The sequence below is a fragment of the Hydrocarboniphaga sp. genome, assembly GCF_965279055.1.
Classification (GTDB): Bacteria; Pseudomonadota; Gammaproteobacteria; order Nevskiales; family Nevskiaceae; genus Hydrocarboniphaga.
The window spans coordinates 3817452-3840621 of record NZ_OZ257125.1 but is presented as its reverse complement, the minus strand read 5'-3'; the positions used below and the strand labels follow the sequence as shown (position 1 = coordinate 3840621).

Here is a 23170-nt window from a genome sequence, read left to right as displayed (position 1 = left end):
CCGAGGCCCCCGCGGTCCCGGTGGCGGCGGCCGGCTCGAAGAAGGTCAACCTGTTCGGCCTCAACCGCGTGCAGATGCGCGCCTTGTTTGCCGACATGGGCGAAGCCGCCTATCGCGCCGACCAGATCATGGGCTGGATCTATCGCCGCGGTGTCGACGATTTCGAAGCGATGACGAACGTGTCCAAGGACCTGCGCCAGCGCATGCAGGCGCGCTTCGACATCTTCCACCCGGAGCTGCTCGCCGAGCAGATCTCCACCGACGGCACCCGCAAATGGGTGCTCAAGCTCGACGGCGGCAACGCCATCGAGACCGTATTCATTCCCGAAGCCAACCGCGGCACGCTGTGCATCAGCAGCCAGGTCGGCTGCGCGATGGACTGCTCGTTCTGCTCGACCGCGCAGCAGGGTTTCAGCCGCAACCTCACCGCGGCCGAGATCGTCGCCCAGGTCTGGTTCGCAGCCAAGACGCTCGGCGGCGACTTCCAGAACGAGCGCGTGATCAGCAACGTCGTGTTCATGGGCATGGGCGAGCCGCTGGCCAACTATGCGCAGACCCTGGTCGCGATCAGCATCCTGCAGGACGACTTCGGCTTTGGCCTGTCCAAGCGCCGCGTCACCGTGTCCACCTCCGGCCTGGTGCCGTTCATGGACCGGCTGCGCAGCGATTGCGACACCGCGCTGGCGGTCAGCCTGCACGCGCCGAACGACGAGCTGCGCAACAAGCTCGTGCCGATCAATCGCAAGTATCCGATCGCCGAACTGATGGACGCCTGCCGCCGCTATACCTCGGGCAAGGATCGCAAGATGCACATCGTCTACGAGTACGTGATGCTCGACGGTGTCAACGATCACCCGGACCACGCGCGCCAGCTGGCCAAGCTGCTCGCCGGCATGCCGGCCAAGGTCAATCTGATTCCGTTCAATCCGTTCCCGGAGGCGCAGTACAAGCGCTCCAAGGCGGATGCGATCGCGCGCTTTGCCGAGATCCTGAAGCAGAAGGACATTCTGGTCACGACGCGGCGTACGCGCGGCGACGACATCGACGCGGCCTGCGGCCAGCTGGTCGGCCGCGTGCAGAACAAGCAGAAGCAGCGCCTGCGGGACCTGGGCGTCAAGGTCGAGATCGGTTCGGCAGCGTCGAACGGTCGATGACCCAGGCCGCACGCACCGCTCTCATTGCCGCGCTCGTCTTGCTGTCGGCTGCCTGCGTCAGCACCACCAGCAACGATCAGGGCGCAATCCAGAACGACAGCAAGCCGGACTACGCCGAGGCCGCCAAGCTCAACACCCAGCTCGGCATCGACTACGCGCGTCAGAACCAGGACGACCTGGCGATGGAAAAACTCCAGCGCGCGCTGGAGCAGGACTCGCGCCTGCCGGCGGCGCACTCGACCATCGCCTACCTCTACGCCAAGCGCGGCGAGGACGAGCTGGCCGACAAGCACTATCGCCGCGCGCTCGAGCTGGACCCCAAGGATTCCTCGACCAAGAACAACTACGGCGTATTCCTGTGCGCGCACCAGCGCGGCGCCGAGGCCGACAAGCTGTTCCAGCAGGCGGCCGCCGACAAGCAGTACCGCACGCCGGAAGTGGCGCTGACCAACGCCGGCGTCTGCCTGCGCAAGAAGCCCGATCTGGCCGGCGCCGAGCGCGATTTCCGCGCGGCGCTGCAGGCCAACCCCGGGTTCGCCGACGCGCTGTCGCAGATGGCCTGGCTGTCTTACCAGCAAAAAGACTACCTGCGTGCCCGCGCTTTCCTGCAGCGCTACCAGCAGGCCGGGCCGCCGACCGCAGAAACTTTACTCATCGGCGCCCTCACCGAGAAGGCTCTCGGCGATACTGTCGCAGCCCGCGCCTACGAGCAGCGGCTGAAGAAAGAATTTCCCGAATCCGAAGAGAGCGGCAACCTGCCGCACGCATCCTCACCATGAACGCCGAGACCCCGCAAGCCACTGCCCCTGCTCCCGCCGCGCCGGCTCCCTCGTCAGAGAGTCCGGGCACCCTGATCCGTGCGGCGCGCGAACGCGCCAAGCTGAGCCTGGCGGAGCTGGCCGGCCAGACCAAGCTCGCGGTCAGTACGCTGGACGCGCTGGAGCGCGACGACTTCGCTGCGCTGCTCGAGCCGGTATACGTGCGCGGCTACTACCGCAAGTGCGCCAAGGTGCTGAGCATTCCGGAAGAAAAGCTGATGGCCGCCTACGCCTCGCGCGTGCAACCCAAGCCGATCGCGCCGCCGGCCAAGCTGCGCCTGGGCACCGGCAGCGAAGGCGGCGCGCGCCGCTTCGGCGGCGTGCTGATGGTGGCGCTGCTGGCGATCGCCGCCGGCGTGCTGATCTGGTACCTGCGCGGCGAGCGGGCCGGCCTGCCGTCGCTGCCGATCAGCGCGCCGGCGACCAGCGAAACCAGCGCGCCGGGCGGCGAGCCTCCGGCGGTCGACGCCGTCGCGCCTGCTGCCGAAACTGCCGCTCCTGCCGTCACCGGCGAAGCCGCTGGCTACAGTGCCGCGCCGGCCGGTGGCGGCGCCTCGAATCCGCCGCCGGCGGCGACGGCCGGCAGCGAGACCACCGCGGCCAGCGCAGCGGTGACCTCGCCGGCCTCGGCCACCGCCGCCGAAACGCAGCCTGCCAAGCCGGTCGCGAGCGCGCCGATCAGCACGTCGCCGGGCAGCCCGCAGCTGCTGCTGAATTTCGTGTCGATTTCCTGGGCGCGCGTCGCCGATGCCAACGGCAAGGTCCTGCTGAACCGCGTCGTCCAGGCCGGCGAGCGTCAGGTGCTGGAAGGCACGCCGCCTTACGCGGTATTCCTTGGCAACGCGCCGGGCGTGCAGTTGCAGTACCAGGGCGCCAACGTCGATATCAAGGCCTTGATCCGCGACAGCGCCACCGCGCGCTTCTCGGTGCCGCTGGCGCCGCGCCCGTAACGACAGGCTGCGAGCGACGCCATGTCGATGACCGCGCATCACAAGATCGAGCGCCGCAAGAGCCGGCAGATTCGCGTTGGCCGCGTTGCGGTCGGCGGCGACGCGCCGGTGTCGGTGCAGACGATGACCAACACCGACACCGAGGACGTCGCCGCCACGGTCGCGCAGATCCAGGCGGCGCAGAAAGCCGGTGTCGACATCGTCCGCGTGTCGGTGCCGACGCTCGCCGCGGCGCGCGCGTTCAAGGAGATCAAGAAGCAGGTCGGCTACATGCCGCTGGTCGCCGACATCCACTTTAACTACAAGTGCGGCATCGCCGCCGCCGAAGCCGGCGCCGACTGCCTGCGCATCAACCCGGGCAACATCGGCAGCGAAGCGAAAATTGCCGAAGTGATCGCCTGTGCGCGCCATCACGGCATCCCGATCCGTATCGGCGTCAACGCCGGTTCGCTGGAAGCCGACCTGCAGGAAAAATACGGCGAGCCGAATGCCGACGCGCTGGTGGAATCGGCGCTGCGCCATGTCGAAATCCTGCAGCGCCACAACTTCGACGACTTCAAAGTTTCGCTGAAGGCCTCCGAAATTTTCCTGACCGTCGCCGCGTATCGCAAGCTTGCCAAGCTGATCGACCAGCCGCTGCATCTGGGCATAACGGAAGCCGGTGGCCTGCGCTCCGGCGCGGTCAAATCGTCGATCGGCCTGGGCATGCTGCTCGCCGACGGCATCGGCGACACCATCCGCATTTCGCTGGCCGCCGATCCGATCGAGGAAGTGAAGGTCGGCTGGGACATCCTGAAGTCGCTGCACGTGCGCAACCGCGGCATCAACCTGGTGGCCTGCCCGAGCTGCTCGCGGCAGAACTTCGACGTGGTCAAGGTCGTCGCCGAACTCGAGCGCCGCTTCGAGGACATCGACGAGCCGCTGGATCTGGCGGTGATCGGCTGCGTCGTCAACGGCCCGGGCGAGTCGCGCGAAGCCGCGATCGGCGTCGCCGGCGGCTATCCGAACTCGGTCTACATCGACGGCAAGATCCAGCAGAAAGTGCACAACGATCAGCTGGTCGAGCGCCTCGATACGCTGGTGCGCGAACGCATTGCGGCGACACGTGCCGCCAGGGCCGCAGCCGCTACGGAAGCAAAGTCCGAATGAGCCTGGCGCAGCGGCATATCCACGCGGCAGCAGATCCCGGCAGCGGGCCGCTCGACATCACGCGACTGCGGGCCGCCGCCGAAGATCTGCGCGACAGCTACCAGCAGGCTCGACCCTTTCCGCACGTGGTCGTCGACGGCCTGTTCGACAACTCGATGCTGCAGAGCGTGGTCGATGAATTTCCGCGCGCGGATCAGCCGTTCTGGTATCGCCACATACATCGCAACTCGCTGAAGCTGGCGCTGAACCAGCCGCAGCACATGGGCCCTACCACGCGCGCGCTGCTGGCCGCGTTGAACAGCGCCGCGTTCCTCGGTGTGCTCGAAACCCTGACCGGCATCGACGGCCTGATCCCCGATCCCTACATGGAAGGCGGTGGCCTGCATCAGATCGGCGCGCGCGGTTTTCTCGGCATTCACGCCGATTTCAACGTGCACAAAAAGCTCAGGCTCGATCGGCGCCTGAACCTGCTGCTGTATTTGAATCAGGACTGGCCGGCGAGCTACGGCGGCGAACTCGAGCTGTGGGATCGCGGCATGCAGGCGGCGCAGCAGCGCATTGCGCCGCTGTTCAATCGCATGGTCGTATTCAATACCAACGACGACTCCTATCACGGCCATCCTCAGCCGCTGACCTGCCCGGAAAACCGCTCGCGCAAGTCGCTGGCGCTGTACTACTACACCGCCGGCCGCCCCGAGTCCGAGCGCAGCGCCGCGCATTCGACGCTGTACCAGAAGCGCTCCGGCGCGCTGCGACGCCTGAAGTCGCTGCTGTCGCGCGGCTGATGCGGGCACTCCATCGGCGCAAGCCTGCAAAGTCATGACCCAGAAAATCCAGTCCATCCGTGGTTTCAACGACGTGCTGCCGGCCGATTCCGGCCTGTGGCAGCACCTGCATGACAGCGCGCGCAGCGTGTTCGAAGACTACGGCTACGCCGAAATCCGCCTGCCGGTGGTCGAGCGCACCGATCTGTTCAAGCGCGCCGTCGGCGAAGTCACCGACGTCGTCGAGAAGGAGATGTATTCCTTCGAGGATCGCGGCGGCGAGCACATCTCGCTGCGCCCCGAGTTCACCGCCGGCGCGGTGCGCATGGGCGTCGAGCACGGCTTGTTTCACAACCAGCAGCAGCGCATCTGGTGCACCGGCCCGGTGTTCCGCTACGAGCGGCCGCAGGCCGGGCGCTATCGCCAGTTCCACCAGCTCAATGTCGAGGCTTATGGCATTGCCGGGCCGGACGTCGATGCCGAGCTGATCGCGATGTCGGCGCGGCTGTGGAAGAAGCTCGGCTTCAGCGGCCTGGAGCTGCAGCTGAACTCGCTGGGGACCGGCGACACGCGCACGCGCTATCGCACGGCGCTGATCGAATTCCTGCTGCGCTACGAGTCCTCGCTGGACGAGGACTCGCGCAAGCGCCTGCACGCCAATCCGCTGCGCGTGCTCGACTCCAAAGTGCCGGCGACGCAGGAGATCGTTCGCGACGCGCCGAGCATTCTCGATTATCTGGACGCCGAATCCGCCGCGCATTTCGACGGCCTGAGGCTGGCCTTGAGCGACATGGGCGTCGCCCACGTGGTCAATCCGCGCCTGGTGCGCGGCCTGGATTACTACACCAAGGACGTGTTCGAGTGGGTCACCACCGAGCTCGGCGCCCAGGGCACGGTCTGCGCCGGCGGACGCTACGACAACCTGGTCGAGCAACTCGGCGGCGGGCCTACGCCGGCGGTGGGTTGGGCCAGCGGCGTCGAGCGCCTGATCCTGCTGCTGCAGGCCCAGGGCAGGGCGCCGGCCGGCGGCCCGGCGATCTACTTCTGCACGATCGGCGAGGCCGCGCAGCGCGCCGCCAGCAAGCTGGCCGAGCAGCTGCGCGACGTGCTGCCGGGCGCCGGCGTACAGCTCAACGTCGGCGGCGGCAAGCTGCCGGCCCAGTTCAAGCGCGCCGACCGCAGCGGAGCCCGTTACGCGCTGGTACTGGGCGATGCCGAGGTCGCGGCGGGCCAGGTTCAAGTAAAATCGCTGCGCGACGCTGCCTCCCCGCAAGAAACCTGCACCTGGGCTGAACTGCCGGCCCGGCTTGGCAGTCTGTTAGTCCGCTGACGCGGCGTACGGCGCTCCCTTACCTTTTCGATGCCGCCGGCGAGCGGCACAACCACCAGAAGAATCATGGCCACTCATCTAGACGACGAAGAAGAACTCGAGAACCTCAAGCGCTGGTTCAAGGAGAACTGGGTGGCGCTGGCCGCCGGCCTGGTCATCGGCTTCGGCGCGATCGGTGGCTGGCAGGCCTGGAAGGGCTACCAGGAGAAGCAGGCGCTGACCGCCTCGCAGATGTACGACGACCTGAAAAAGGCGCTGACCGCCTCCAAGCCGGACGAGGCCAAAAGCATCGCCGACAAGCTGCAGTCGGATCATGCCGGCTCGCCCTACGCCAGCGCCGCGGCGCTGCGCCTGGCCCAGGTCGCGGTCGTCGACAAGGACTACGACGGTGCGCTGAAGCGGCTCGACTGGGTCGCCGAGCACGGTGACGAAGACGGCCTGAAGCAGCTCGCCCAGCTGCGCAAGGCGCGCGTGCTGTGGCAGCAGAGCAAGCCCGACGACGCGCTCAAGCTGCTCGACGGCGACGCCGGCGAATACGCCAGCCTGTACGCCGAGCTGCGCGGCGATATCGCCTATTCCAGAAACGACCGCGACAGCGCGCGCAAGGCCTATCAGGCCGCGCTCGACAAGGCGCCCGAAGCCGCGGCCAACCGCGCGCTGCTGCAGCAGAAACTCGACGATCTGGCGGTGGAAGCCGCCGCCGCGGACCCGGTGAAATCCTGATGCGCCTGAAGCACGCTGGTCATGTAACTTCCGCCGCTGTCGCCGCGCTGCTGCTCGCCGGCGCGCTCGCTGGCTGTTCCGACAAGGGCAAGGTCCGCGAGCCGGCCAAGCTGGTGGCTATCGACAATCCGGCGATCCAGCCGCGGACGCTGTGGGCGACCAGCGCCGGTGTTGGCGGCGACAAGTTCTTCACCGAGCTGGCGCCCAGCCTACAGGTCGACGCGGTCTACGCCGCCGACATCAAGGGCCGCGTCTATGCCTACGGCGTCGACAACGGCAAGCGCCTGTGGGAGATCAACACCAAGGGTCGCATCGCCGCCGGTCCCGGCGTCTCCGGTGATCTGGTGCTGGTCGGGACGCTGGAAGGCGAGATCATCGCGCTGAAGCGCACCGATGGCAGCGAAGTCTGGCGCGCCCAGCTGTCCAGCGAGGCGCTGGGCGTGCCGGTCGGCGACGGCAACGTCGTCGTCGCGCGCTCGGTCGACGGCCGCGTGTTCGGCCTGTCGGCCAGCAACGGCTCGCGTCTGTGGACCTTCGATCGCACCGTGCCCGAGCTGGTGCTGCGCGGCATGTCGCGGCCGGTGATCATCGGCCCGAGTGTCGTCGTCGGCATGGAGAACGGCCGCCTGGTGTCGCTGAACCTGGCCGACGGCCAGGTGCGCTGGGAGCAGGCGATCAGCGTCCCCGCCGGCCGCACCGTGCTCGACCGCCTGGTCGACATCGACGGCGACATGGTGCTCGGCGACGAGTGCCTGTACGTCGCCAGCTTCGGCGGCGAAGTGGTGTGCCTGGACCCGACCAATGGCCAGGTCGGCTGGCGCCGCGGCGTGAAATCTTTCAATAGTCTCGTGGCCGGTGGCGATAAGGTTTTCGTGTCGGATGAGTCCGGCGTGATCTGGGGCCTGGACGCCAAGAGCGGCGCCGCCGCCTGGAAGCAGGAAGGCCTGCTGTATCGTCACACCTCGCCGCCGGCGTTCTTCGGCGGCTATGTCGTCGTCGGCGATTTCGAAGGCTATCTGCACTGGATGGATCCGTCCGACGGCAAGATCGTTGGCCGCACGCGCCTGGGCTCCTCGCCGATCACCGCGCAGCCGGTAGCCAGCGAAGATCTGCTGTACCTGCAGAACGCCGGTGGCCGTCTCGCGGCCCTTACACTCAACAAAAAGTAGAAGACAAAAATGCAATCGGGACTCCCGGTGTTGGTATTGGTCGGGCGTCCCAACGTCGGCAAATCCACGCTGTTCAATCGTCTGACCGGCACGCGCGACGCGCTGGTGGCCGACTTCGCCGGCCTGACGCGTGATCGTCAGTACGGCTATGGCGTGTTCGAGGACAAATCCTTCATCGTCGTCGACACCGGCGGTCTGATGCCGGAGTCCGCCGACCCGCTCGCGGCGCTGGCCGAAGAGCAGGCGCAGATGGCGCTGGAAGATGCCGACCACATCTTCTTCATGACCGACGCCAAGGCCGGCCGCCACAGCAGCGACGAGGCCATCGCCGGCAAGCTGCGCAAGCTCGGCAAGCCGCTGACCCTGCTGGTCAACAAGACCGAGGGCAAGGCGCGCGGCTCGGATCGCGGCACCGCGGTGGCCGATTTCTACGCGCTGGGCGTCGGCGAGCCGGTGGCGGTTTCGGCCGAATACGGCGACGGTGTCGCCCCGCTGCTGCGCTCGGTGCTTGGCAAATTCCCGGCGAACAATGCCGAGCTGCCGGACGTGGAAGGCGAGGTGCGTGTCGCCATCGTGGGGCGCCCGAACGTCGGCAAATCCACGTTGGTGAATCGCCTGGTCGGCGACGAGCGCGTGGTCGCGGCCGACAAGCCCGGCACCACGCGCGATGCGATCCGCGTGCCGTTCGAATACGAGGGCAATCCGTACACGTTGATCGACACCGCCGGCATCCGGCGCCGTTCGCGGGTCGAGGAAGTGATCGAGAAATTCTCGATCATCAAGACGCTGCAGGCGATCGAAGGCGCGCACGTGGTGATCGCCGTGGTCGACGCGCACGCCGACATCGGCGAGCAGGACGCGCGCCTGATGGGACTCATCGCTCAACGAGGCCGCGCGATGATTCTCGCGGTCAACAAGTGGGACGGCCTGGACCAGGGCGAACGCGAGCAGGCCAAGTATCAGGTCGGCCTGAAGATGCCGTTCCTGGATTACACGCCGGTGCACTACATCAGCGCCAAGCACGGCTCGGGCGTCGGCGTGGTGATGCGCGACGTCAAGGTCGCGTACGAATCGACGATGAAGGATCTGCCGACGCCGGAGCTGACGCGCATCCTCGAGCGCAGCGTCGACCGGCACCAGCCGCCGGCGGTGCTCGGCCGCCGCATCAAGCTGCGCTACGCCCACCAGGGCGGCAGCAACCCGCCGCACATCGTCATTCACGGCAACCAGACCGACAAGCTGACGACGACCTACAAGCGCTACCTGGCCAACGAGTTCCGCGACCACTTCCAGCTCAAGGGCGTGCCCCTGGTGCTGAGCTTCAAGACCGGCGACAACCCGTTCAAGGACAAGAAGAACGTGCTGACCGGCCGCCAGGTCAAGAAGCGTCAGCGGCTGATCAAGCGCTTCAAATGAATATTCCCTCCCCCGCACGCGGGGGAAGGTGAGCAGCGCGCTTGAATTTGGCCAAAAATCCCCCAGTTCCAGGTGCCAGGGTCCTGTAAATCGGGATCGCCAGCGGCCGCAATGCAGTAGAATCCGCGTCCGCTTCCCACCGGGAATAGGCATGTCAGCGGCACTCAAGATTGACCAATTCAGCCTGATGGACGACGGTGAGTGCGATGCCCGCATCACCGCCGCCAAGGCGATCCTGGGCAAGCGCCTGGCGATCCTGGGCCACCATTACCAGCGCAACGAGGTCTTCAAGCACGCCGATTTCTCCGGCGACTCGCTGAAGCTGTCGCAGATGGCGGCCGACTCCGATGCGGAGTTCATCGTCTTCTGCGGCGTGCATTTCATGGCCGAGGTCGCGGATATCCTGACCTTCGGCCAGCGCAGCGTGATCCTTCCCGACCTGGCAGCCGGCTGCTCGATGGCCGACATGGCCAACCTGGTCAAGGTGCGCAAGTGCTGGGAAGAAATCAGCACGCTGTGTGATCCGGACGAGCACGTCACGCCGGTCACCTACATCAATTCCGCGGCCGACCTGAAAGCCTTCTGCGGCAGCCACGGCGGCATCGTCTGCACCAGTTCCAATGCCCGCGCGGTGCTGGAGTGGAGCTTCGCGCGCCGCGAAAAAGTGCTGTTCTTCCCCGACCAGCACCTGGGCCGCAACACCGGCCTGACCATGGGCATCCCGATGGAGCAGATGGTCACCTGGGATTTCATGAAGCCGCGCGGTGGCCTGAGCGACGAGCAGATTCGAAACGCCAAGATCATCCTGTGGAAAGGCTTTTGCTCGGTGCACCAGATGTTCCAGCCGGCGCACATCGACAACTTCCGCAAGAACACGCCCGGCGGCCTGGTCATCAGCCATCCGGAGAACAGCTACGAGGTCTGCCAGAAGAGCGACTACGTCGGCAGCACCGAATACATCCTGCGCACGGTACGCGCAGCGGCGCCGGGTACGCACTGGCTGATCGGCACCGAGCTGAACCTGGTGAACCGTCTCGGCGACGAGATGAAAGCCAAGGGCGTGACGGTGCAGTTCATGAGCCCGACCGTGTGCATGTGCTCGACGATGTTCCGCACCGATCCGCAGCACCTCGCGTGGTGCCTGGACAACCTGGTCGCCGGCAACGTGGTGAACCGCATCCGCGTGCCGGAAGCGGTCGCCGAGCCGGCGCGCAAGGCGCTCAACCTGATGCTGGAAGTGGTGGACTGAGCGGAGCTTTAGCCCTCTCCCTCCGGGAGAGGGTGGCCCGAAGGGCCAGGTGAGGACTTCTCCGATCCAGGTTGGGTTCGGAACGGAGAGGCCCTCACCCCTGGCCCCTCTCCCGGAGGGAGAGGGGAAACATAACGAGACGGAAGGGAAGTACCGAACAAATGTGGACCAAAGCCCCTAGCCTCAATCAGTTCGATCCCGAGCTCGCCGCCGTCATCAAAGACGAAAGCGCGCGCCAGGAAGCGCATATCGAGCTGATCGCCTCGGAGAACTACGCGAGCCCGGCGGTGATGGAGGCCCAGGGTTCGTCGCTGACCAACAAGTACGCCGAAGGTTATCCGGGCAAGCGTTACTACGGCGGCTGCGAATTCGTCGACATCGCCGAGCAGCTCGCGATCGATCGCATCAAGCAGGTCTTCGACTGCGACTACGCCAACGTGCAGCCGCATTCCGGCGCGCAGGCCAATGCCGCGATCTTCCTGGCGCTGGTCAATCCCGGCGACGTGGTGATGGGCATGAACCTGGCGCAGGGCGGTCACCTGACCCACGGCAACCCGGCCAATTTCAGCGGTAAGCAGTACAAGATCGTGCCGTACGGCCTGGATGTGGAAACCGGCCTGATCAACTACGACGAGATGGAGCGCATCGCGATCGAGACCAAGCCGAAGATGCTGATCGGCGGCTTCTCCGCGTACTCGCGCGTCAAGGACTGGGCGCGCATGCGCGCGATCGCCGACAAGGTCGGCGCGTATTTCTGGGTCGACATGGCGCACATCGCCGGCCTGGTCGCCGCCGGCGAATATCCGAGCCCGCTGCCGCATGCGCACGTCGTCACCAGCACCACGCACAAGACGCTGCGCGGCCCGCGCGGCGGCATCATCCTGACCAAGGGGCAGCCGGAAGAATTCAACAAGAAGTTCCAGAGCGCGGTGTTCCCCGGCATTCAGGGCGGCCCGCTGATGCATGTGATCGCGGCCAAGGCGGTTGCGTTCAAGGAAGCGCTGGAACCCGGCTTCAAGGCGTATCAGAAGCAGGTCGTCGCCAATGCGCGTGCGATGGCGGCCGTGCTGCTCGAGCGCGGCTACAAGGTGGTCTCCGGCGGTACCGACAATCACCTGTTCCTGCTCGACCTGATCGCCAAGAACGTGACCGGCAAGGATGCCGAGGCGGTGCTTGGCCGCGCGCACATCACCGTCAACAAGAACTCGGTGCCGAACGATCCGAAGTCGCCGTTCGTGACCTCGGGCCTGCGCCTGGGTTCGCCCGCCAGCACGACGCGCGGTTTCAAGGAAGCCGAAATGAAGCAGGTCGCGAACTGGATCGCCGACCTGGTCGACACGATGTCGGCGGCCGGCGATGTCGAAGCGACGGTCACGCGCGTGCGCGGCGAAGTCAGCGAGCTTTGCGGCCGGTTTCCGGTTTACGGCAGCAAGGCATAAGCCTTTCGTGATTAACACAACCGACCTCCGTTCCTCCCGAGTAGCTCACGCCGTGAGCGTATCGAGGGACGCAGCGCGCGTGCGTCCCTCGATACGCCGCAAGCGGCTACTCGGGATGAACGGGGTTTCGCGGTGTTTTTCCTGCTGTTCGGGCTGAGCGCCCACTCCGATGCAATGCCCCTTCTGCAAAGCACCCGACACGCGCGTGATCGATTCGCGCATGGCCGAGGACGGCTCGCAGGTGCGGCGGCGGCGTGAATGCCCGGTGTGTTTCGGCCGCTTCACCACGTTCGAGAAGGCGCAACTGTCGACGCCGAACGTGATCAAGCGCAGCGGCGATCCGGAACCTTTCCGCGAGGACAAGCTGCGCCAGGGCATCGATCACGCGATCTACAAGCGGCCGGTGTCGCCGGAGATGGTCGATCACGCGGTCGAGAACGTGATGCGCAAGATGCGCGCGACCGGAGAACGCGAAGTGCCGTCGCGCCAGGTCGGCGAATGGGTCATGGACGAGCTGCGCGATCTGGACCATGTCGCCTACGTGCGTTTCGCGTCGATTTACCGCAGTTTCGAAGACGTGAACGCTTTCCGTGAAGAGATCGAACGCCTGCAGACGCTGCCGACGGCCGAGCAGCGCAAGAGCCAGTTGCCGCTGATCGAAGCCGACAAGATCGTCCGCAAGCGCACGGTCTGAGCTGCTTTCGTCGCTGCATTTCCCTTTGAACGCCCTCACTCCCGCCGCTGCGATGGCCCGCGCGCTGCACCTGGCGGATCGCGGCCGCTTGGGCACGTTCCCGAATCCGCGTGTCGGCTGCGTGATCGTGCGTGACGGTGAAATCGTCGGCGAAGGCTGGCACGAGCGCGCCGGCGGGCCACATGCGGAAGTGTTCGCGCTCGGCATGGCCGGCGACCGCGCCTGCGGCTCGGACATCTACGTGACGCTCGAGCCCTGCTCGCATCACGGGCGCACGCCGCCGTGTTCCGACGCGGTGATCGCGGCGCAGCCCAAGCGCGTGATCGTCGCGATGCGCGATCCGAATCCGCTGGTCGCCGGGCGTGGCATCGATGCGCTGCTCGCTGCCGGTATCGATGTCGAAAGCGGCCTGATGGAAGCCGCTGCGCGCCAGCTCAATCGCGGCTTCGTCTCGCGCATGGAGCGCGGCCGTCCGTTCGTGAGCCTGAAGTTGGGCGCAAGCCTCGACGGCCGCACCGCGACCGCCAGCGGCGAATCGCAATGGATCACCGGTGCCGAGGCGCGCGCCGACGTGCATCGCCTGCGCGCCGAAGCCGGCGCGGTGCTGACCTCCTCCGCCACCGTGCTGGCCGACGATCCGCAGCTGACGGTGCGTGATCTTGTCCCCTCTCCCCCCGGGAGAGGGTGGCGCGAAGCGCCGGGTGAGGGCTTCGCAGAAAGCAGCCACCCTGCTATCGGCAACGCCCTCACCCCCGGCCCCTCTCCCGGAGGGAGAGGGGGGAACGGTCCCGGGGGGAGAGGGGGAAACCAGCGCCAGCCCGACCGCATCGTGCTCGATCCGCAGGCGCGCGTGCCGGTGGATGCACGCGTCTGGGCGCCGGGTGCGCGGCGCCTGTGGCTGGTCGGCAAGGAGCCGGTGCAGCGTCCCGACGACGTCGAGGTGATCATCCTGCCGCTGATCTCGATCCACACGCTCGACCTCGACCTCGCGCTCAAAGCACTCGGCGCCGCCGGCATCAACGAGTTGCTGATCGAATGTGGGCCGACGCTGGCCGGCTCGCTGCTGGAAGCGAAGCTCGTCGACGAGCTGCTGGTCTATCTCGCGCCGTCGCTGCTCGGCAGCGAGGCGCGCGGCCTGGCCAATCTGGCGGTCGGCCAGCTCGATCAGCGCCTGCGCCTGCGTTACACCGATGTCCGCCGCGTCGGCGCGGACCTCAAAATCACCGCCGCGATCGAGGAAATCTGAGCATGTTTACCGGCATCGTCGAATCCGTGGGCCGCATCACCGCGATCGAGAACATCGGCGGCGACCGCCGCCTGCGCTTCGAGTCCGGCGACGGCTATCTGAAAGGCGTCGCCCTCGGCGACAGCATTGCCTGCAACGGCGTCTGCCTGACCGCGATCAAGCTGTATGAACAGGGCTTCGACGCCGACCTGTCCGGCGAAACCCTGGGCGCGACCACGGCCGGCAGCTGGGCGCAGAACATGCCGGTCAACCTGGAAAAGGCGCTGACCGCACACAAGCCGCTCGGCGGCCACATGGTCAGCGGTCATGTCGACGGCCTGGGCCGTCTGATCGAACGACGCGAGGACGCGCGCAGCTGGCGCATGCTGTTCGAGGTGCCGCAGGAGCTGGCGCGCTACATCGCGCGCAAGGGCTCGATCACGATCAACGGCGTTAGCCTGACCGTCAACGAGGTCGAGGGCCGGCGCTTTGGAGTTAACATCATCCCGCAGACGCTGACGCACACCACGCTCGGCAGCCTGCAGGTCAGCGACGCGGTCAACCTGGAAGTTGATCTGATTGCCCGATATCTGGAACGTCTGCTCGCCGCCCGAGCAGGTGAGGAGTAGAGCCCCATGAACGCATCCGTCAAAACCCTGAGTCCCGCCAACGAGTCGCTGCGCAGCCGCACGCTGAACTCGGTCGAGGAAATCGTCGCCGACTTCAAGGCCGGCAAGATGGTCGTGCTGATGGACGACGAAGACCGCGAAAACGAAGGCGACGTGGTCATGGCCGCCGAGAAGGTGCGGCCGGAAGACATCAACTTCATGGCGCGTTTCGCCCGCGGCCTGATCTGCCTGACCTTGAGCGAGCAGCGCTGCAAGCAGCTGCGCCTGCCGCCGATGGTCGCCGACAACGGCACCCAGTTCGCCACCGCGTTCACGGTGTCGATCGAGGCCGCCACCGGCGTCACCACCGGCATTTCCGCGTTCGACCGGGCGCACACGATCCGCACCGCGGTCAAACGCGACGCGCAGCCGCAGGATCTGGTGCAGCCCGGCCACATTTTCCCGCTGACCGCGCAGCCCGGCGGCGTGCTGGCGCGTGCTGGCCACACCGAGGCGGGTTGCGATCTGGCGCGCATGGCCGGGCTGGAGCCGGCCGCGGTGATCTGCGAGATCCTCAACGAGGACGGCAGCATGGCGCGCCGTCCCGATCTGGAAATCTTTGCGCGCGAGCACGACCTCAAGATCGGCACGATCGCCGACCTGATCCGCTATCGCCTCGACAACGAGCACACCGTCGAGCGCGTCGCCGAGACCACGGTGAAGACCGAGTTCGGCGACTTCCGCCTGGTGACGTTCCAGGACACGGTCGACAACACGGTCCACCTGGCGATGGTCAGGGGCAACATCAAGCCCAACGCGCCGACGCTGGTGCGCGTGCATATCCGCAATACGCTGGCCGACGTGCTCGGCGTCGAGAACGAGCATTTCGGCTGGCCGCTGAAGCGCGCGCTCAAGCGCATCGCCGACGAGGGCAATGGCGTCGTCGTGCTGCTGCGCAAGCCGGAATCGCCGCGTGAACTGGTGCAGCAGATCGTCGGCCTGCACAAGATCACCGAAGCCGATCACAACAGCACCGCGGACCCGAAGACGCTGCACACCTACGGCATCGGCGCGCAGATCCTGGCCGACGTCGGCGTGCGCAAGATGCGCGTGCTGTCGGCGCCCAAGCGCATGCATGCGCTGTCCGGGTTCGGTCTGGAAGTGCTCGAATACGTTCCCTGTGATTGAACGTCCCTTTGAATATTCCCTCCCCCGCGAAGCGGGGGAGGGCTAGGGTGGGGGCGAGTCGTAGCGGATTGGCTCTCTCCGCTTCGCCCCCATCCCGACCTTCCCCCGCTACGCGGGGGAAGGAGACAAACGCTCTTTTATGTCGACAGGCTCAATGACCAATATCCCAGGGAAGACCGGCTACTCGGCGCCCGCAGCCCAGGCCGGTGATCTGACCGGCGTGCGCATCGCCATCTGCGCGACGCAGTGGAACACCGACATCATCGAGCCGCTGCTGGCCGGCGCGCGCCGCTGCCTGAGCGGACTGGGGCATTGCCGCCGAACACGTGCAGGAATTCCGCGCGCCCGGCGCGTTCGAGTTGCCTCTGGCGGCGGATCGCATCCTCGCCGCCGGACGTTACGACGGCGTGATCGTGCTCGGCGCGGTGATCCGCGGCGACACGCCGCACTTCGAATACGTCGCCGGCGAATGCGCGCGCGGCCTGATGGACGTGCAGCTCAAGCATGGCCGCCCGGTCGCGTTCGGCGTGCTTACCGTCAACACCGCGCAGCAGGCGCACGATCGCGCCGGCCCCGGCCGCGACAACAAGGGTTACGAGGCGGCGGCCGCCACCCTCGACATGATCAAGCTGGCCAGGAGCGTCGCGTGAGCGAACAGGCATACCAGGGTTCGCAAAGCCGCCGCGGTCTGGCGCGCCGTCTCACCGTGCAGGCGCTGTATCAGTGGCTGGTCAACGAGACGCCGCCGGAAGGCATGCTGACGCAGTTCCGCGAACAGCCCGAAGGTCTGGGCCGCGCCGACGGCGAGTATTTCAACGAACTGCTGAAAGGTGTCGTCGACCAGGCGCCGGATCTGACGATGATGCTGGTGCCGCATCTGGACAGGCCGCTGAACCAGCTCGACCCGGTGGAGCACGCGGTGCTGCTGCTCGGCGCCTACGAGCTCAAATACAAGATCGAAGTGCCGTGGAAAGTCGTCGTCAACGAGGCGGTGAACCTGGCCAAGATCTTCGGCGCCGAGGAAGGCTACAAGTTCGTCAACGGCGTGCTCGACAAGCTGGCGCGCGATGCGCGGGGCAGCGAGATCGGCGCGGGTTATTGATACCGCACTGTAGGAGCGGACCCTGTCCGCGACTGCGTCGGATGGGCCTGAGTCGCAGACAGGGTCCGCTCCTACAGTGGTTCGCCTGGAAGTGGGTTCCGAGCCCGAAAATCGATCCATGGACGAGTTCGAACTGATCCGCCGCTATTTCGCGCCGCTGTCGGGCGCGGCCGACGACGTCGTGCTCGGCATCGGCGACGACTGCGCGCTGCTGGCGCCGCCGCCGGGCTACGAGCTGGCGATCACCAGCGACACGCTGATCAGTGGCCGCCATTTCCCCGAAGAAAGCCGCGCGTTCGACGTCGGCTGGAAGGCGCTGGCGGTAAACCTCTCCGACCTCGCCGCGATGGGCGCCAGGGCGCGCTGGTTCACGCTCGCGCTGGCAGTGCCGCAAGCTGATGAAAGCTGGCTCGCCGGCTTCGCCGACGGCCTCAAGCAGCTCGCCGATCAGGCCGGCGTGCACCTGGTCGGCGGCGACACCACGCGCGGGCCGCTGAGCATCACCATCACCGCGCTCGGCATCGTGCCGGCCGGCGGCGCACTGCGCCGCAGCGGCGCGCGGGCCGGGGATCGGGTCTGCGTCAGCGGCACGCTGGGCGACGCGGCACTGGCGCTGGATCGCTGGCGCGCCGGCGACGATTCACGCGCCGACGACGCGCCGAGCCTGCGCGCGCGGCTGGACCGGCCGACGCCGCGGCTGGCGCTGGGCGAGGCGCTGCGCGAGATCGCGCATGCGGCGATCGATCTCTCCGACGGTCTCGCCGCCGATCTGTCGCACGTGCTCAAGGCCAGCGGCGTCGGCGCGCATGTTTATGCGGCGCGGCTGCCGGCCTCGACCGCGTTTGATCGCCTGGCGCCAGCCGCCGATCGCGCACGGCTGCAACTCGCCGGCGGCGACGATTACGAACTGTGCCTGTGCATTGCGCCGTCGCAGCTGAGCGAGGCGCGGCGTCGCGCGGCCGCGCTGGGCTGCGCGCTCACCGATATCGGCGAGATCGAAGCTGGCAGCGGCCTCGGCGTGGTCGACGTGCACGGCGCACCGCTGGCGGTAAGCGAACTCGGCTATCGTCACTTCACATGAAAAAAGCCTCCCTGAAAAACGCCATGGCCCAGCGCCAGCGCGACAAGTTCGATGCGATTCCGCCGCCCCCGGTGCGGCTGATCCTGAGCACGCCGGTGCACCTGATCAGCTTCGGTTTCGGCTCCGGCCTGGCCAAGCATGCGCCCGGCACCTGGGGCACCCTGGCCGCGGTGCCGCTGTACCTGCTGCTGTCGGCGCTAACCTGGCCGTACTACCTCGCCGCCTGCGCGCTGCTGTTCGTGTTCGGCTGCTGGGCCACCGGCGAGAGCGCTCGGCTGCTGCATGTCAGCGACTACCCCGGCTTCGTGTTCGACGAGATCGTCGGTTTTCTGATCGCCGCGGCGCCGCTGGTGCTGGCCTATCACTACCTGGCGCTGGTGTCGCTGGCCTGGCTGCCGCTGGCGTTCGGCCTGTTCCGGGTATTCGACATCCTCAAGCCCTGGCCGATCGGCTGGCTGGACCGGCGTGTCCATGGTGGCCTCGGCGTGATGCTCGACGACGGCCTGGCTGGCCTGGCCTCGGCCGCGGTGCTGTACCTGGCGATGCGATTCGCCGGGGTCGCGTTGCCGTAGGGGGCTCTCCGGCCGCCGATGGTGGGCGCTTAAGGCTTGGCCCGGCGCCCGCAGCAATGGGATAATAGTGGGCGCTGCGGAGGCATGGCCTCCACAGGGGGACCGCCCTGCGGATTCCGCCAGGCGCCCGGTGGCCCAGCCACCCGGGCGGACCCAGATCCACGAATCCACCTCGGAGTTACCAGAATGTCGGTAGACACGCCCGTCGAACGGGACGTAATGGAGTACGACGTACTGATCGTCGGCGCCGGTCCTTCGGGACTCGCCGCGGCTTGCCGGCTCAAGCAGCTCGCCACCGAGCGGGGCCAGGAAATCAGCGTCTGCGTCGTTGAAAAAGGCTCCGAAGTCGGCGCCCACATTCTGTCCGGCGCGGTGTTCGAGCCGCGCGCGCTCAACGAGCTGTTCCCGAACTGGAAAGAGCTGGGCGCGCCGCTGAATGCGCCGGTCAAGCGCGACGAACTGCATCTGTTCTACAGCGCCGCGAAGTCGTTCAAGTTCCTCGACTTCATGATCCCGACGACGATGCACAATCACGGCAACTACGTGATCTCGCTCGGCAACCTGTGCCGCTGGCTGGCGACGCAGGCGGAAGGTCTGGGCGTCGAAATCTACCCCGGCTTCGCCGCGCAGGAAGTACTGATCGACGAGCAGAACATCGTTCGCGGCGTGCAGATCGGCGACCTCGGTGTCGGTCACAACGGCGAGCACAAGGCCGACTACGCGCCGGGCATGGAGCTGCGCGCCAAGTACACGCTGTTCTCCGAAGGCTGCCGCGGCCATCTCGGCAAGCGCCTGATCGAGCGCTACAACCTGGCCAGCGACGCGGACCCGCAGCACTACGCGATCGGCCTGAAGGAAATTTGGGAAATCGAGCCGGCCCGACATGAAATGGGCCTGGTCGTGCACGGCGCCGGCTGGCCGCTGGACGTGGTCGGCACCGCCAATACCGGCGGCTCGTTCCTGTATCACCTGGAGAACAACCAGGTGGTCGTCGGCCTGATCGTCGACCTGTCGTACAGCAATCCCTACCTGTCGCCGTTCGACGAGTTCCAGCGCTTCAAGCATCACCCGGTCGCGGCCAAGTATCTGGAAGGCGGCAAGCGCCTCAGCTACGGCGCGCGTGCGATCGTCAAGGGCGGCCTGAACGCGCTGCCCAAGCTGGTGTTCCCGGGCGGCGCGCTGATCGGCGACGACGCCGGCATGCTGAACTTCGCCAAGATCAAGGGCAGCCACACCGCGATGAAGAGCGGCATGCTCGCCGCCGAAGCCATCGCCGACAAGCTGCAGGCGGGCTCGGAAGGCGGCGACACGCTGACCGGCTATCCGGACAAGTTCAAGGCCAGCTGGCTCTACGACGAGCTGTACAAGAGCAAGAGCTTCGGCGCCGCGATCCACAAGTTCGGCGCGCTGATCGGCGGCACCATCAACTGGATCGAGCAGAAGCTGTTCGGTAGCAAGGCGCCCTGGCATCTGCGTGACCTGAAGCCGGATCACGAGACGCTGAAGCTGGCGTCGGAGTCCGAGAAAATCGTCTACCCCAAGCCGGACAACAAGCTCAGCTTCGACAAGCTGTCGTCGGTATTCCTGTCGAGCACCAACCACGAGGAAGATCAGCCGGTACATCTGAAGCTGACCGACCCGAGCGTGCCGATCGGCAAGAATCTGCCGATGTTTGATGAGCCGGCGCAGCGCTACTGCCCGGCCGGCGTCTACGAGGTAGTGACCGCTGCGACCGGCGACAAGCGCTTCCAGATCAATGCGCAGAACTGCGTGCACTGCAAGACTTGCGATATCAAGGACCCGGCCCAGAACATCACCTGGATCGCGCCCGAGGGTAACGGCGGCCCCAATTATCCGAACATGTAGGTCGTCGCAACAACGTAGGCAGGTGTCTGCCAGCCTTGCTAAGGTGGCCGCCCACCAAATGTCTCAACCAATAGCTGAGTGAATCGAGAGAGCGAATGAAAGCACTGGTCAGCGTCAAGCGAGTGGTGGACTACAACGTCCGCGTGCAGGTGAAGAGTGACGGCTCGGGTGTGGTCACCGACGGCGTCAAGCATTCGATGAATCCGTTCGACGAAATCGCGATGGAAGAAGCGGTTCGTCTGAAAGAGAAAGGCAAGATCAGCGAGATCATCGCGATCACCATCGGCGGCGCCAAGAACGAAGAAACCCTGCGCTCGGCGCTGGCCTTCGGTGCCGACCGTGCGATCCACATCAAGGAAGAAGGCGACATCCAGCCGCTGACGGCTGCGCGCGCTTTCGCCGCCGCGCTCAAGAAGGAAGACGCCAAGCTGTTTTTCGCCGGCAAGCAGGCGATCGACGACGACGCCAACCAGACCGGCCAGATGGTCGCCGCGCTGCTGGACATCGCCCAGGCGACGTTCGCAAGCAAGGTGGAACTGGAAGGCGACAAGGCCAAGGTCACGCGCGAAGTCGACGCCGGCCTGGAAACGCTGGAAGTGGACCTGCCGGCGGTGATCACCACGGATCTTCGTCTGAACGAGCCGCGCTACCTGAAGCTGCCGGACATCATGAAGGCGAAGAAGAAGCCGATCGAAGTGGTCAGCTTCGCCGACCTGGGCGTCGAGAAGGGCGCGTCGCTGAAGGTCACCAAGACCACGGCGCCCGCCAAGCGCAGCAAGGGCGTGATCGTGAAGACGGTCGATGAACTGGTATCCGCACTCAAAGCAAAGGGGCTCGTGTAATGGCCAAGATTCTGGTGATCGGAGAAATCTCCGACGGTAAGTTGAACTCCGCCACGGCCAAGGTCGTGGCCGCCGCCAAGCAGATCGGTGGCGAGATCGTCGTCGCGCTGCTGGGCAGCGACGTCGGCGCCGCTGCGACCGAAGCGGCGACGCTGGACGGCGTGACCAAGGTGCTGAAGGTCGAGACCGCCGCGAACAAGGACATCCTCGCCGCGACCTACGCGCCGCAGATCGTCGAACTGGCGTCCGGCTACAGCCACGTGCTGTTTCCGGGCACCGCGTTTGGCAAGGACACCGCGCCGCGCGTGTCGGCCAAGCTCGGCGTGCAGCAGGTGTCGGACATCATGGTCGCGCACAGCCCGACCAGCTTCGATCGCCCGACCTATGCCGGCAACGCGATCGTCACGGTCGAAGCCCCGGCATCCCCGGCGATCGTCGCCACGGTGCGTCTGGCCTCGTTCACCGCGGTCGGCGCCGGCGGCAGCGCCGCGATCGAATCGGCCAGCACCAGCGCGGCGCTGCCGACGCACACCCGCTTCGTCAGCCTGGAAGCGCAGAAGAGCGAGCGTCCGGACCTGCAGGCGGCGCGCAAGGTGGTCTCCGGCGGCCGCGCGCTGGGCTCCAGCGACGCGTTCAAGATCATCTACAGCCTCGCCGACAAGATGGGCGCGGCGGTCGGTGCATCGCGCGCGGCCGTTGACTCGGGCTACGTGCCGAACGATCTGCAGGTCGGCCAGACCGGCAAGATCATCGCGCCGGAGCTGTACATCGCCGCCGGCATCTCGGGTGCGATCCAGCACCTGGCCGGCATCAAGGACGCGCGCACGATCGTGGCGATCAACAAGGACGCCGAAGCGCCGATCTTCGAGATCGCCGACTACGGCCTCGTCGCCGATCTGTTCACCGCGGTGCCGGAGCTGGAAGGCAAGCTGTAACTTCCGGTAACCAGGCTGCAACCGAGGCCGCATCGACGCCCGATGCGGCCTTTTTATTGCATGGCATTCAGCTGAGCGTCAGCCAGCAAATGGGGTGACGCCCAGCGGTCTCGCCCGCCCGGCCGTCGTCCGGCGGTCATGTCGCCTCTCTCAAGGGAGGCGGCACGCAGCCATACAGAGAATCAAACCTTGATCCGATTTTTGATCGCGCCGCTGTTGGCGCTGGCTTCATGGAATGCGTGCGCCGCGGTGGCCGTGGTCGAGCCAGCCGCGCCCACCGCCAGCCCCGCCGCGATCGCCGCCGTGCCGGCAGTCGAGCAGAAGCCCAGCGAAGTGGTGCTGTCCAGTGCCGAATCGATGCTGGGCATGCCGTATCGCCTCGGCGGCAACGCGGTATCCGAGACCGATTGCTCCGCGATGGTGCGTGCGGCGTTCACCCATGTCGGTATCGAGTTGCCGCGCAGCACCAGCGAGCAGATCAAGCTCGGCAAGAAAGTCGACGCCAAGAACCTGCGTCCCGGCGACCTGATGTTCTATCGCTGGGGCAAGCGCCGCCTGCACGTTGCGGTCTACGCCGGCGACGGCGAGATCGTGCACGCCTCGCCGGCCGCCGGTCAGGTGATCCGCACGCAGCTCACCAAGGACTGGAACCGCCGCCTGGTGCAGATCCGCCGCGTGCTCTGAGCGCAGCCGGGTTTCCAATTTCGGGTTTCAAGGCAAGGCGGGTCGCGACCCGCCTTTTTTGTGCGCGCTGGCCACGATTGGTCGATGCGACGGCCGTTCAGCGAGTCTGGATTTCAGCCACGGAAACTGCCGTCACACAGCACACGACGACGTCACGATCTTCAACGGCGCCCGCTTGCGCGGAACCTAATGCAGATGCGTCGGCGGCACGA

The 23170-nt window shown here is 66.5% G+C and carries 23 protein-coding genes; all 23 read left to right on the top strand.

Annotation, left to right across the window (positions count from 1 at the left end):
- Positions 1-20: 20 nt before the first annotated feature.
- Positions 21-1154 (top strand): 23S rRNA (adenine(2503)-C(2))-methyltransferase RlmN, encoded by a 1134-nt coding sequence (rlmN, locus tag ACQZF9_RS17305; RefSeq protein WP_428313452.1) that lies wholly within the window; start codon positions 21-23, stop codon positions 1152-1154.
- Positions 1151-1933, top strand: coding sequence for a type IV pilus biogenesis/stability protein PilW (pilW, locus tag ACQZF9_RS17300; protein ID WP_428310204.1), 783 nt, complete (start codon positions 1151-1153; stop codon positions 1931-1933). Before rlmN ends, pilW begins: the two co-directional genes overlap by 4 nt.
- On the top strand, positions 1930-2922 hold the full coding sequence (locus ACQZF9_RS17295; RefSeq protein ID WP_428310203.1) for a RodZ domain-containing protein: 993 nt from the start codon (positions 1930-1932) through the stop codon (positions 2920-2922). Before pilW ends, ACQZF9_RS17295 begins: the two co-directional genes overlap by 4 nt.
- Before the next feature lie 27 nt (positions 2923-2949).
- Entirely contained in the window at positions 2950-4071 is a 1122-nt protein-coding gene (gene ispG / locus ACQZF9_RS17290; protein ID WP_428313451.1) for a flavodoxin-dependent (E)-4-hydroxy-3-methylbut-2-enyl-diphosphate synthase, read from the top strand.
- Positions 4068-4856 carry a 2OG-Fe(II) oxygenase gene (locus ACQZF9_RS17285; protein ID WP_428310202.1) on the top strand — a complete coding sequence of 263 codons (789 nt, stop codon included), beginning with the start codon at positions 4068-4070 and terminating at the stop codon, positions 4854-4856. Before ispG ends, ACQZF9_RS17285 begins: the two co-directional genes overlap by 4 nt.
- 34 nt (positions 4857-4890) lie before the next feature.
- Positions 4891-6165, top strand: coding sequence for a histidine--tRNA ligase (gene hisS / locus ACQZF9_RS17280; RefSeq protein ID WP_428310201.1), 1275 nt, complete (start codon positions 4891-4893; stop codon positions 6163-6165).
- 66 nt (positions 6166-6231) lie between these two features.
- Positions 6232-6888, top strand: a complete 657-nt coding sequence (locus ACQZF9_RS17275; protein ID WP_428310200.1) for a YfgM family protein — start codon at positions 6232-6234, stop codon at positions 6886-6888.
- The gene (gene bamB / locus ACQZF9_RS17270) at positions 6888-8057 is read left to right on the top strand and encodes an outer membrane protein assembly factor BamB (RefSeq protein ID WP_428310199.1); all 1170 of its coding nucleotides are present in this window, start codon (positions 6888-6890) and stop codon (positions 8055-8057) included. Before ACQZF9_RS17275 ends, bamB begins: the two co-directional genes overlap by 1 nt.
- A gap of 9 nt (positions 8058-8066) precedes the next feature.
- A complete protein-coding gene (der, locus tag ACQZF9_RS17265; RefSeq protein ID WP_428310198.1) occupies positions 8067-9473 on the top strand; it encodes a ribosome biogenesis GTPase Der in 1407 nt (468 codons plus the stop codon).
- Between the two features lie 151 nt (positions 9474-9624).
- On the top strand, positions 9625-10722 hold the full coding sequence (gene nadA, locus ACQZF9_RS17260; RefSeq protein WP_428310197.1) for a quinolinate synthase NadA: 1098 nt from the start codon (positions 9625-9627) through the stop codon (positions 10720-10722).
- A gap of 161 nt (positions 10723-10883) precedes the next feature.
- Positions 10884-12161: a serine hydroxymethyltransferase gene (gene glyA / locus ACQZF9_RS17255; RefSeq protein ID WP_428310196.1), complete on the top strand. Its 1278-nt coding sequence runs from the start codon at positions 10884-10886 to the stop codon at positions 12159-12161.
- Positions 12162-12330: 169 nt separating this feature from the next.
- Positions 12331-12855 (top strand): transcriptional regulator NrdR, encoded by a 525-nt coding sequence (gene nrdR / locus ACQZF9_RS17250; RefSeq protein ID WP_428310195.1) that lies wholly within the window; start codon positions 12331-12333, stop codon positions 12853-12855.
- 52 nt (positions 12856-12907) lie between these two features.
- Positions 12908-14101, top strand: coding sequence for a bifunctional diaminohydroxyphosphoribosylaminopyrimidine deaminase/5-amino-6-(5-phosphoribosylamino)uracil reductase RibD (ribD, locus tag ACQZF9_RS17245; protein WP_428310194.1), 1194 nt, complete (start codon positions 12908-12910; stop codon positions 14099-14101).
- A gap of 2 nt (positions 14102-14103) precedes the next feature.
- Entirely contained in the window at positions 14104-14709 is a 606-nt protein-coding gene (locus ACQZF9_RS17240; protein WP_428310193.1) for a riboflavin synthase, read from the top strand.
- 6 nt (positions 14710-14715) lie between these two features.
- Entirely contained in the window at positions 14716-15876 is a 1161-nt protein-coding gene (gene ribBA / locus ACQZF9_RS17235) for a bifunctional 3,4-dihydroxy-2-butanone-4-phosphate synthase/GTP cyclohydrolase II (protein ID WP_428310192.1), read from the top strand.
- Between the two features lie 326 nt (positions 15877-16202).
- Complete coding sequence (ribH, locus tag ACQZF9_RS17230; protein WP_428310191.1) at positions 16203-16526, top strand: 6,7-dimethyl-8-ribityllumazine synthase; 324 nt, start codon at positions 16203-16205, stop codon at positions 16524-16526.
- On the top strand, positions 16523-16978 hold the full coding sequence (gene nusB / locus ACQZF9_RS17225) for a transcription antitermination factor NusB (protein ID WP_428310190.1): 456 nt from the start codon (positions 16523-16525) through the stop codon (positions 16976-16978). The genes ribH and nusB overlap by 4 nt, the downstream gene beginning before the upstream one ends.
- A 118-nt stretch (positions 16979-17096) precedes the next feature.
- A complete protein-coding gene (gene thiL, locus ACQZF9_RS17220) occupies positions 17097-18059 on the top strand; it encodes a thiamine-phosphate kinase (protein WP_428310189.1) in 963 nt (320 codons plus the stop codon).
- Positions 18056-18631 carry a phosphatidylglycerophosphatase A family protein gene (locus ACQZF9_RS17215; RefSeq protein ID WP_428310188.1) on the top strand — a complete coding sequence of 192 codons (576 nt, stop codon included), beginning with the start codon at positions 18056-18058 and terminating at the stop codon, positions 18629-18631. The genes thiL and ACQZF9_RS17215 overlap by 4 nt, the downstream gene beginning before the upstream one ends.
- Before the next feature lie 186 nt (positions 18632-18817).
- Positions 18818-20497 carry an electron transfer flavoprotein-ubiquinone oxidoreductase gene (locus ACQZF9_RS17210; protein WP_428310187.1) on the top strand — a complete coding sequence of 560 codons (1680 nt, stop codon included), beginning with the start codon at positions 18818-18820 and terminating at the stop codon, positions 20495-20497.
- A 95-nt stretch (positions 20498-20592) separates the two neighbouring features.
- Positions 20593-21339: an electron transfer flavoprotein subunit beta/FixA family protein gene (locus ACQZF9_RS17205; RefSeq protein WP_428310186.1), complete on the top strand. Its 747-nt coding sequence runs from the start codon at positions 20593-20595 to the stop codon at positions 21337-21339.
- Positions 21339-22274: an electron transfer flavoprotein subunit alpha/FixB family protein gene (locus tag ACQZF9_RS17200; RefSeq protein ID WP_428310185.1), complete on the top strand. Its 936-nt coding sequence runs from the start codon at positions 21339-21341 to the stop codon at positions 22272-22274. Before ACQZF9_RS17205 ends, ACQZF9_RS17200 begins: the two co-directional genes overlap by 1 nt.
- Before the next feature lie 189 nt (positions 22275-22463).
- On the top strand, positions 22464-22958 hold the full coding sequence (locus ACQZF9_RS17195; RefSeq protein WP_428310184.1) for a C40 family peptidase: 495 nt from the start codon (positions 22464-22466) through the stop codon (positions 22956-22958).
- Positions 22959-23170: the final 212 nt, after the last annotated feature.

What these genes read in the sequence shown, in the direction of transcription:
- pilW (WP_428310204.1), top strand. Translation starts at nt 1,151, where the DNA reads ATGACCCAGGCCGCACGCACCGCTCTCATTGCCGCGCTCGTCTTGCTG.
- ACQZF9_RS17295 (WP_428310203.1), top strand. Translation starts at nt 1,930, where the DNA reads ATGAACGCCGAGACCCCGCAAGCCACTGCCCCTGCTCCCGCCGCGCCG.
- ispG (WP_428313451.1), top strand. Translation starts at nt 2,950, where the DNA reads ATGACCGCGCATCACAAGATCGAGCGCCGCAAGAGCCGGCAGATTCGC.
- ACQZF9_RS17285 (WP_428310202.1), top strand. Translation starts at nt 4,068, where the DNA reads ATGAGCCTGGCGCAGCGGCATATCCACGCGGCAGCAGATCCCGGCAGC.
- hisS (WP_428310201.1), top strand. Translation starts at nt 4,891, where the DNA reads ATGACCCAGAAAATCCAGTCCATCCGTGGTTTCAACGACGTGCTGCCG.
- ACQZF9_RS17275 (WP_428310200.1), top strand. Translation starts at nt 6,232, where the DNA reads ATGGCCACTCATCTAGACGACGAAGAAGAACTCGAGAACCTCAAGCGC.
- bamB (WP_428310199.1), top strand. Translation starts at nt 6,888, where the DNA reads ATGCGCCTGAAGCACGCTGGTCATGTAACTTCCGCCGCTGTCGCCGCG.
- der (WP_428310198.1), top strand. Translation starts at nt 8,067, where the DNA reads ATGCAATCGGGACTCCCGGTGTTGGTATTGGTCGGGCGTCCCAACGTC.
- nadA (WP_428310197.1), top strand. Translation starts at nt 9,625, where the DNA reads ATGTCAGCGGCACTCAAGATTGACCAATTCAGCCTGATGGACGACGGT.
- glyA (WP_428310196.1), top strand. Translation starts at nt 10,884, where the DNA reads ATGTGGACCAAAGCCCCTAGCCTCAATCAGTTCGATCCCGAGCTCGCC.
- nrdR (WP_428310195.1), top strand. Translation starts at nt 12,331, where the DNA reads ATGCAATGCCCCTTCTGCAAAGCACCCGACACGCGCGTGATCGATTCG.
- ribD (WP_428310194.1), top strand. Translation starts at nt 12,908, where the DNA reads ATGGCCCGCGCGCTGCACCTGGCGGATCGCGGCCGCTTGGGCACGTTC.
- ACQZF9_RS17240 (WP_428310193.1), top strand. Translation starts at nt 14,104, where the DNA reads ATGTTTACCGGCATCGTCGAATCCGTGGGCCGCATCACCGCGATCGAG.
- ribBA (WP_428310192.1), top strand. Translation starts at nt 14,716, where the DNA reads ATGAACGCATCCGTCAAAACCCTGAGTCCCGCCAACGAGTCGCTGCGC.
- thiL (WP_428310189.1), top strand. Translation starts at nt 17,097, where the DNA reads ATGGACGAGTTCGAACTGATCCGCCGCTATTTCGCGCCGCTGTCGGGC.
- ACQZF9_RS17215 (WP_428310188.1), top strand. Translation starts at nt 18,056, where the DNA reads ATGAAAAAAGCCTCCCTGAAAAACGCCATGGCCCAGCGCCAGCGCGAC.
- ACQZF9_RS17210 (WP_428310187.1), top strand. Translation starts at nt 18,818, where the DNA reads ATGTCGGTAGACACGCCCGTCGAACGGGACGTAATGGAGTACGACGTA.
- ACQZF9_RS17205 (WP_428310186.1), top strand. Translation starts at nt 20,593, where the DNA reads ATGAAAGCACTGGTCAGCGTCAAGCGAGTGGTGGACTACAACGTCCGC.
- ACQZF9_RS17200 (WP_428310185.1), top strand. Translation starts at nt 21,339, where the DNA reads ATGGCCAAGATTCTGGTGATCGGAGAAATCTCCGACGGTAAGTTGAAC.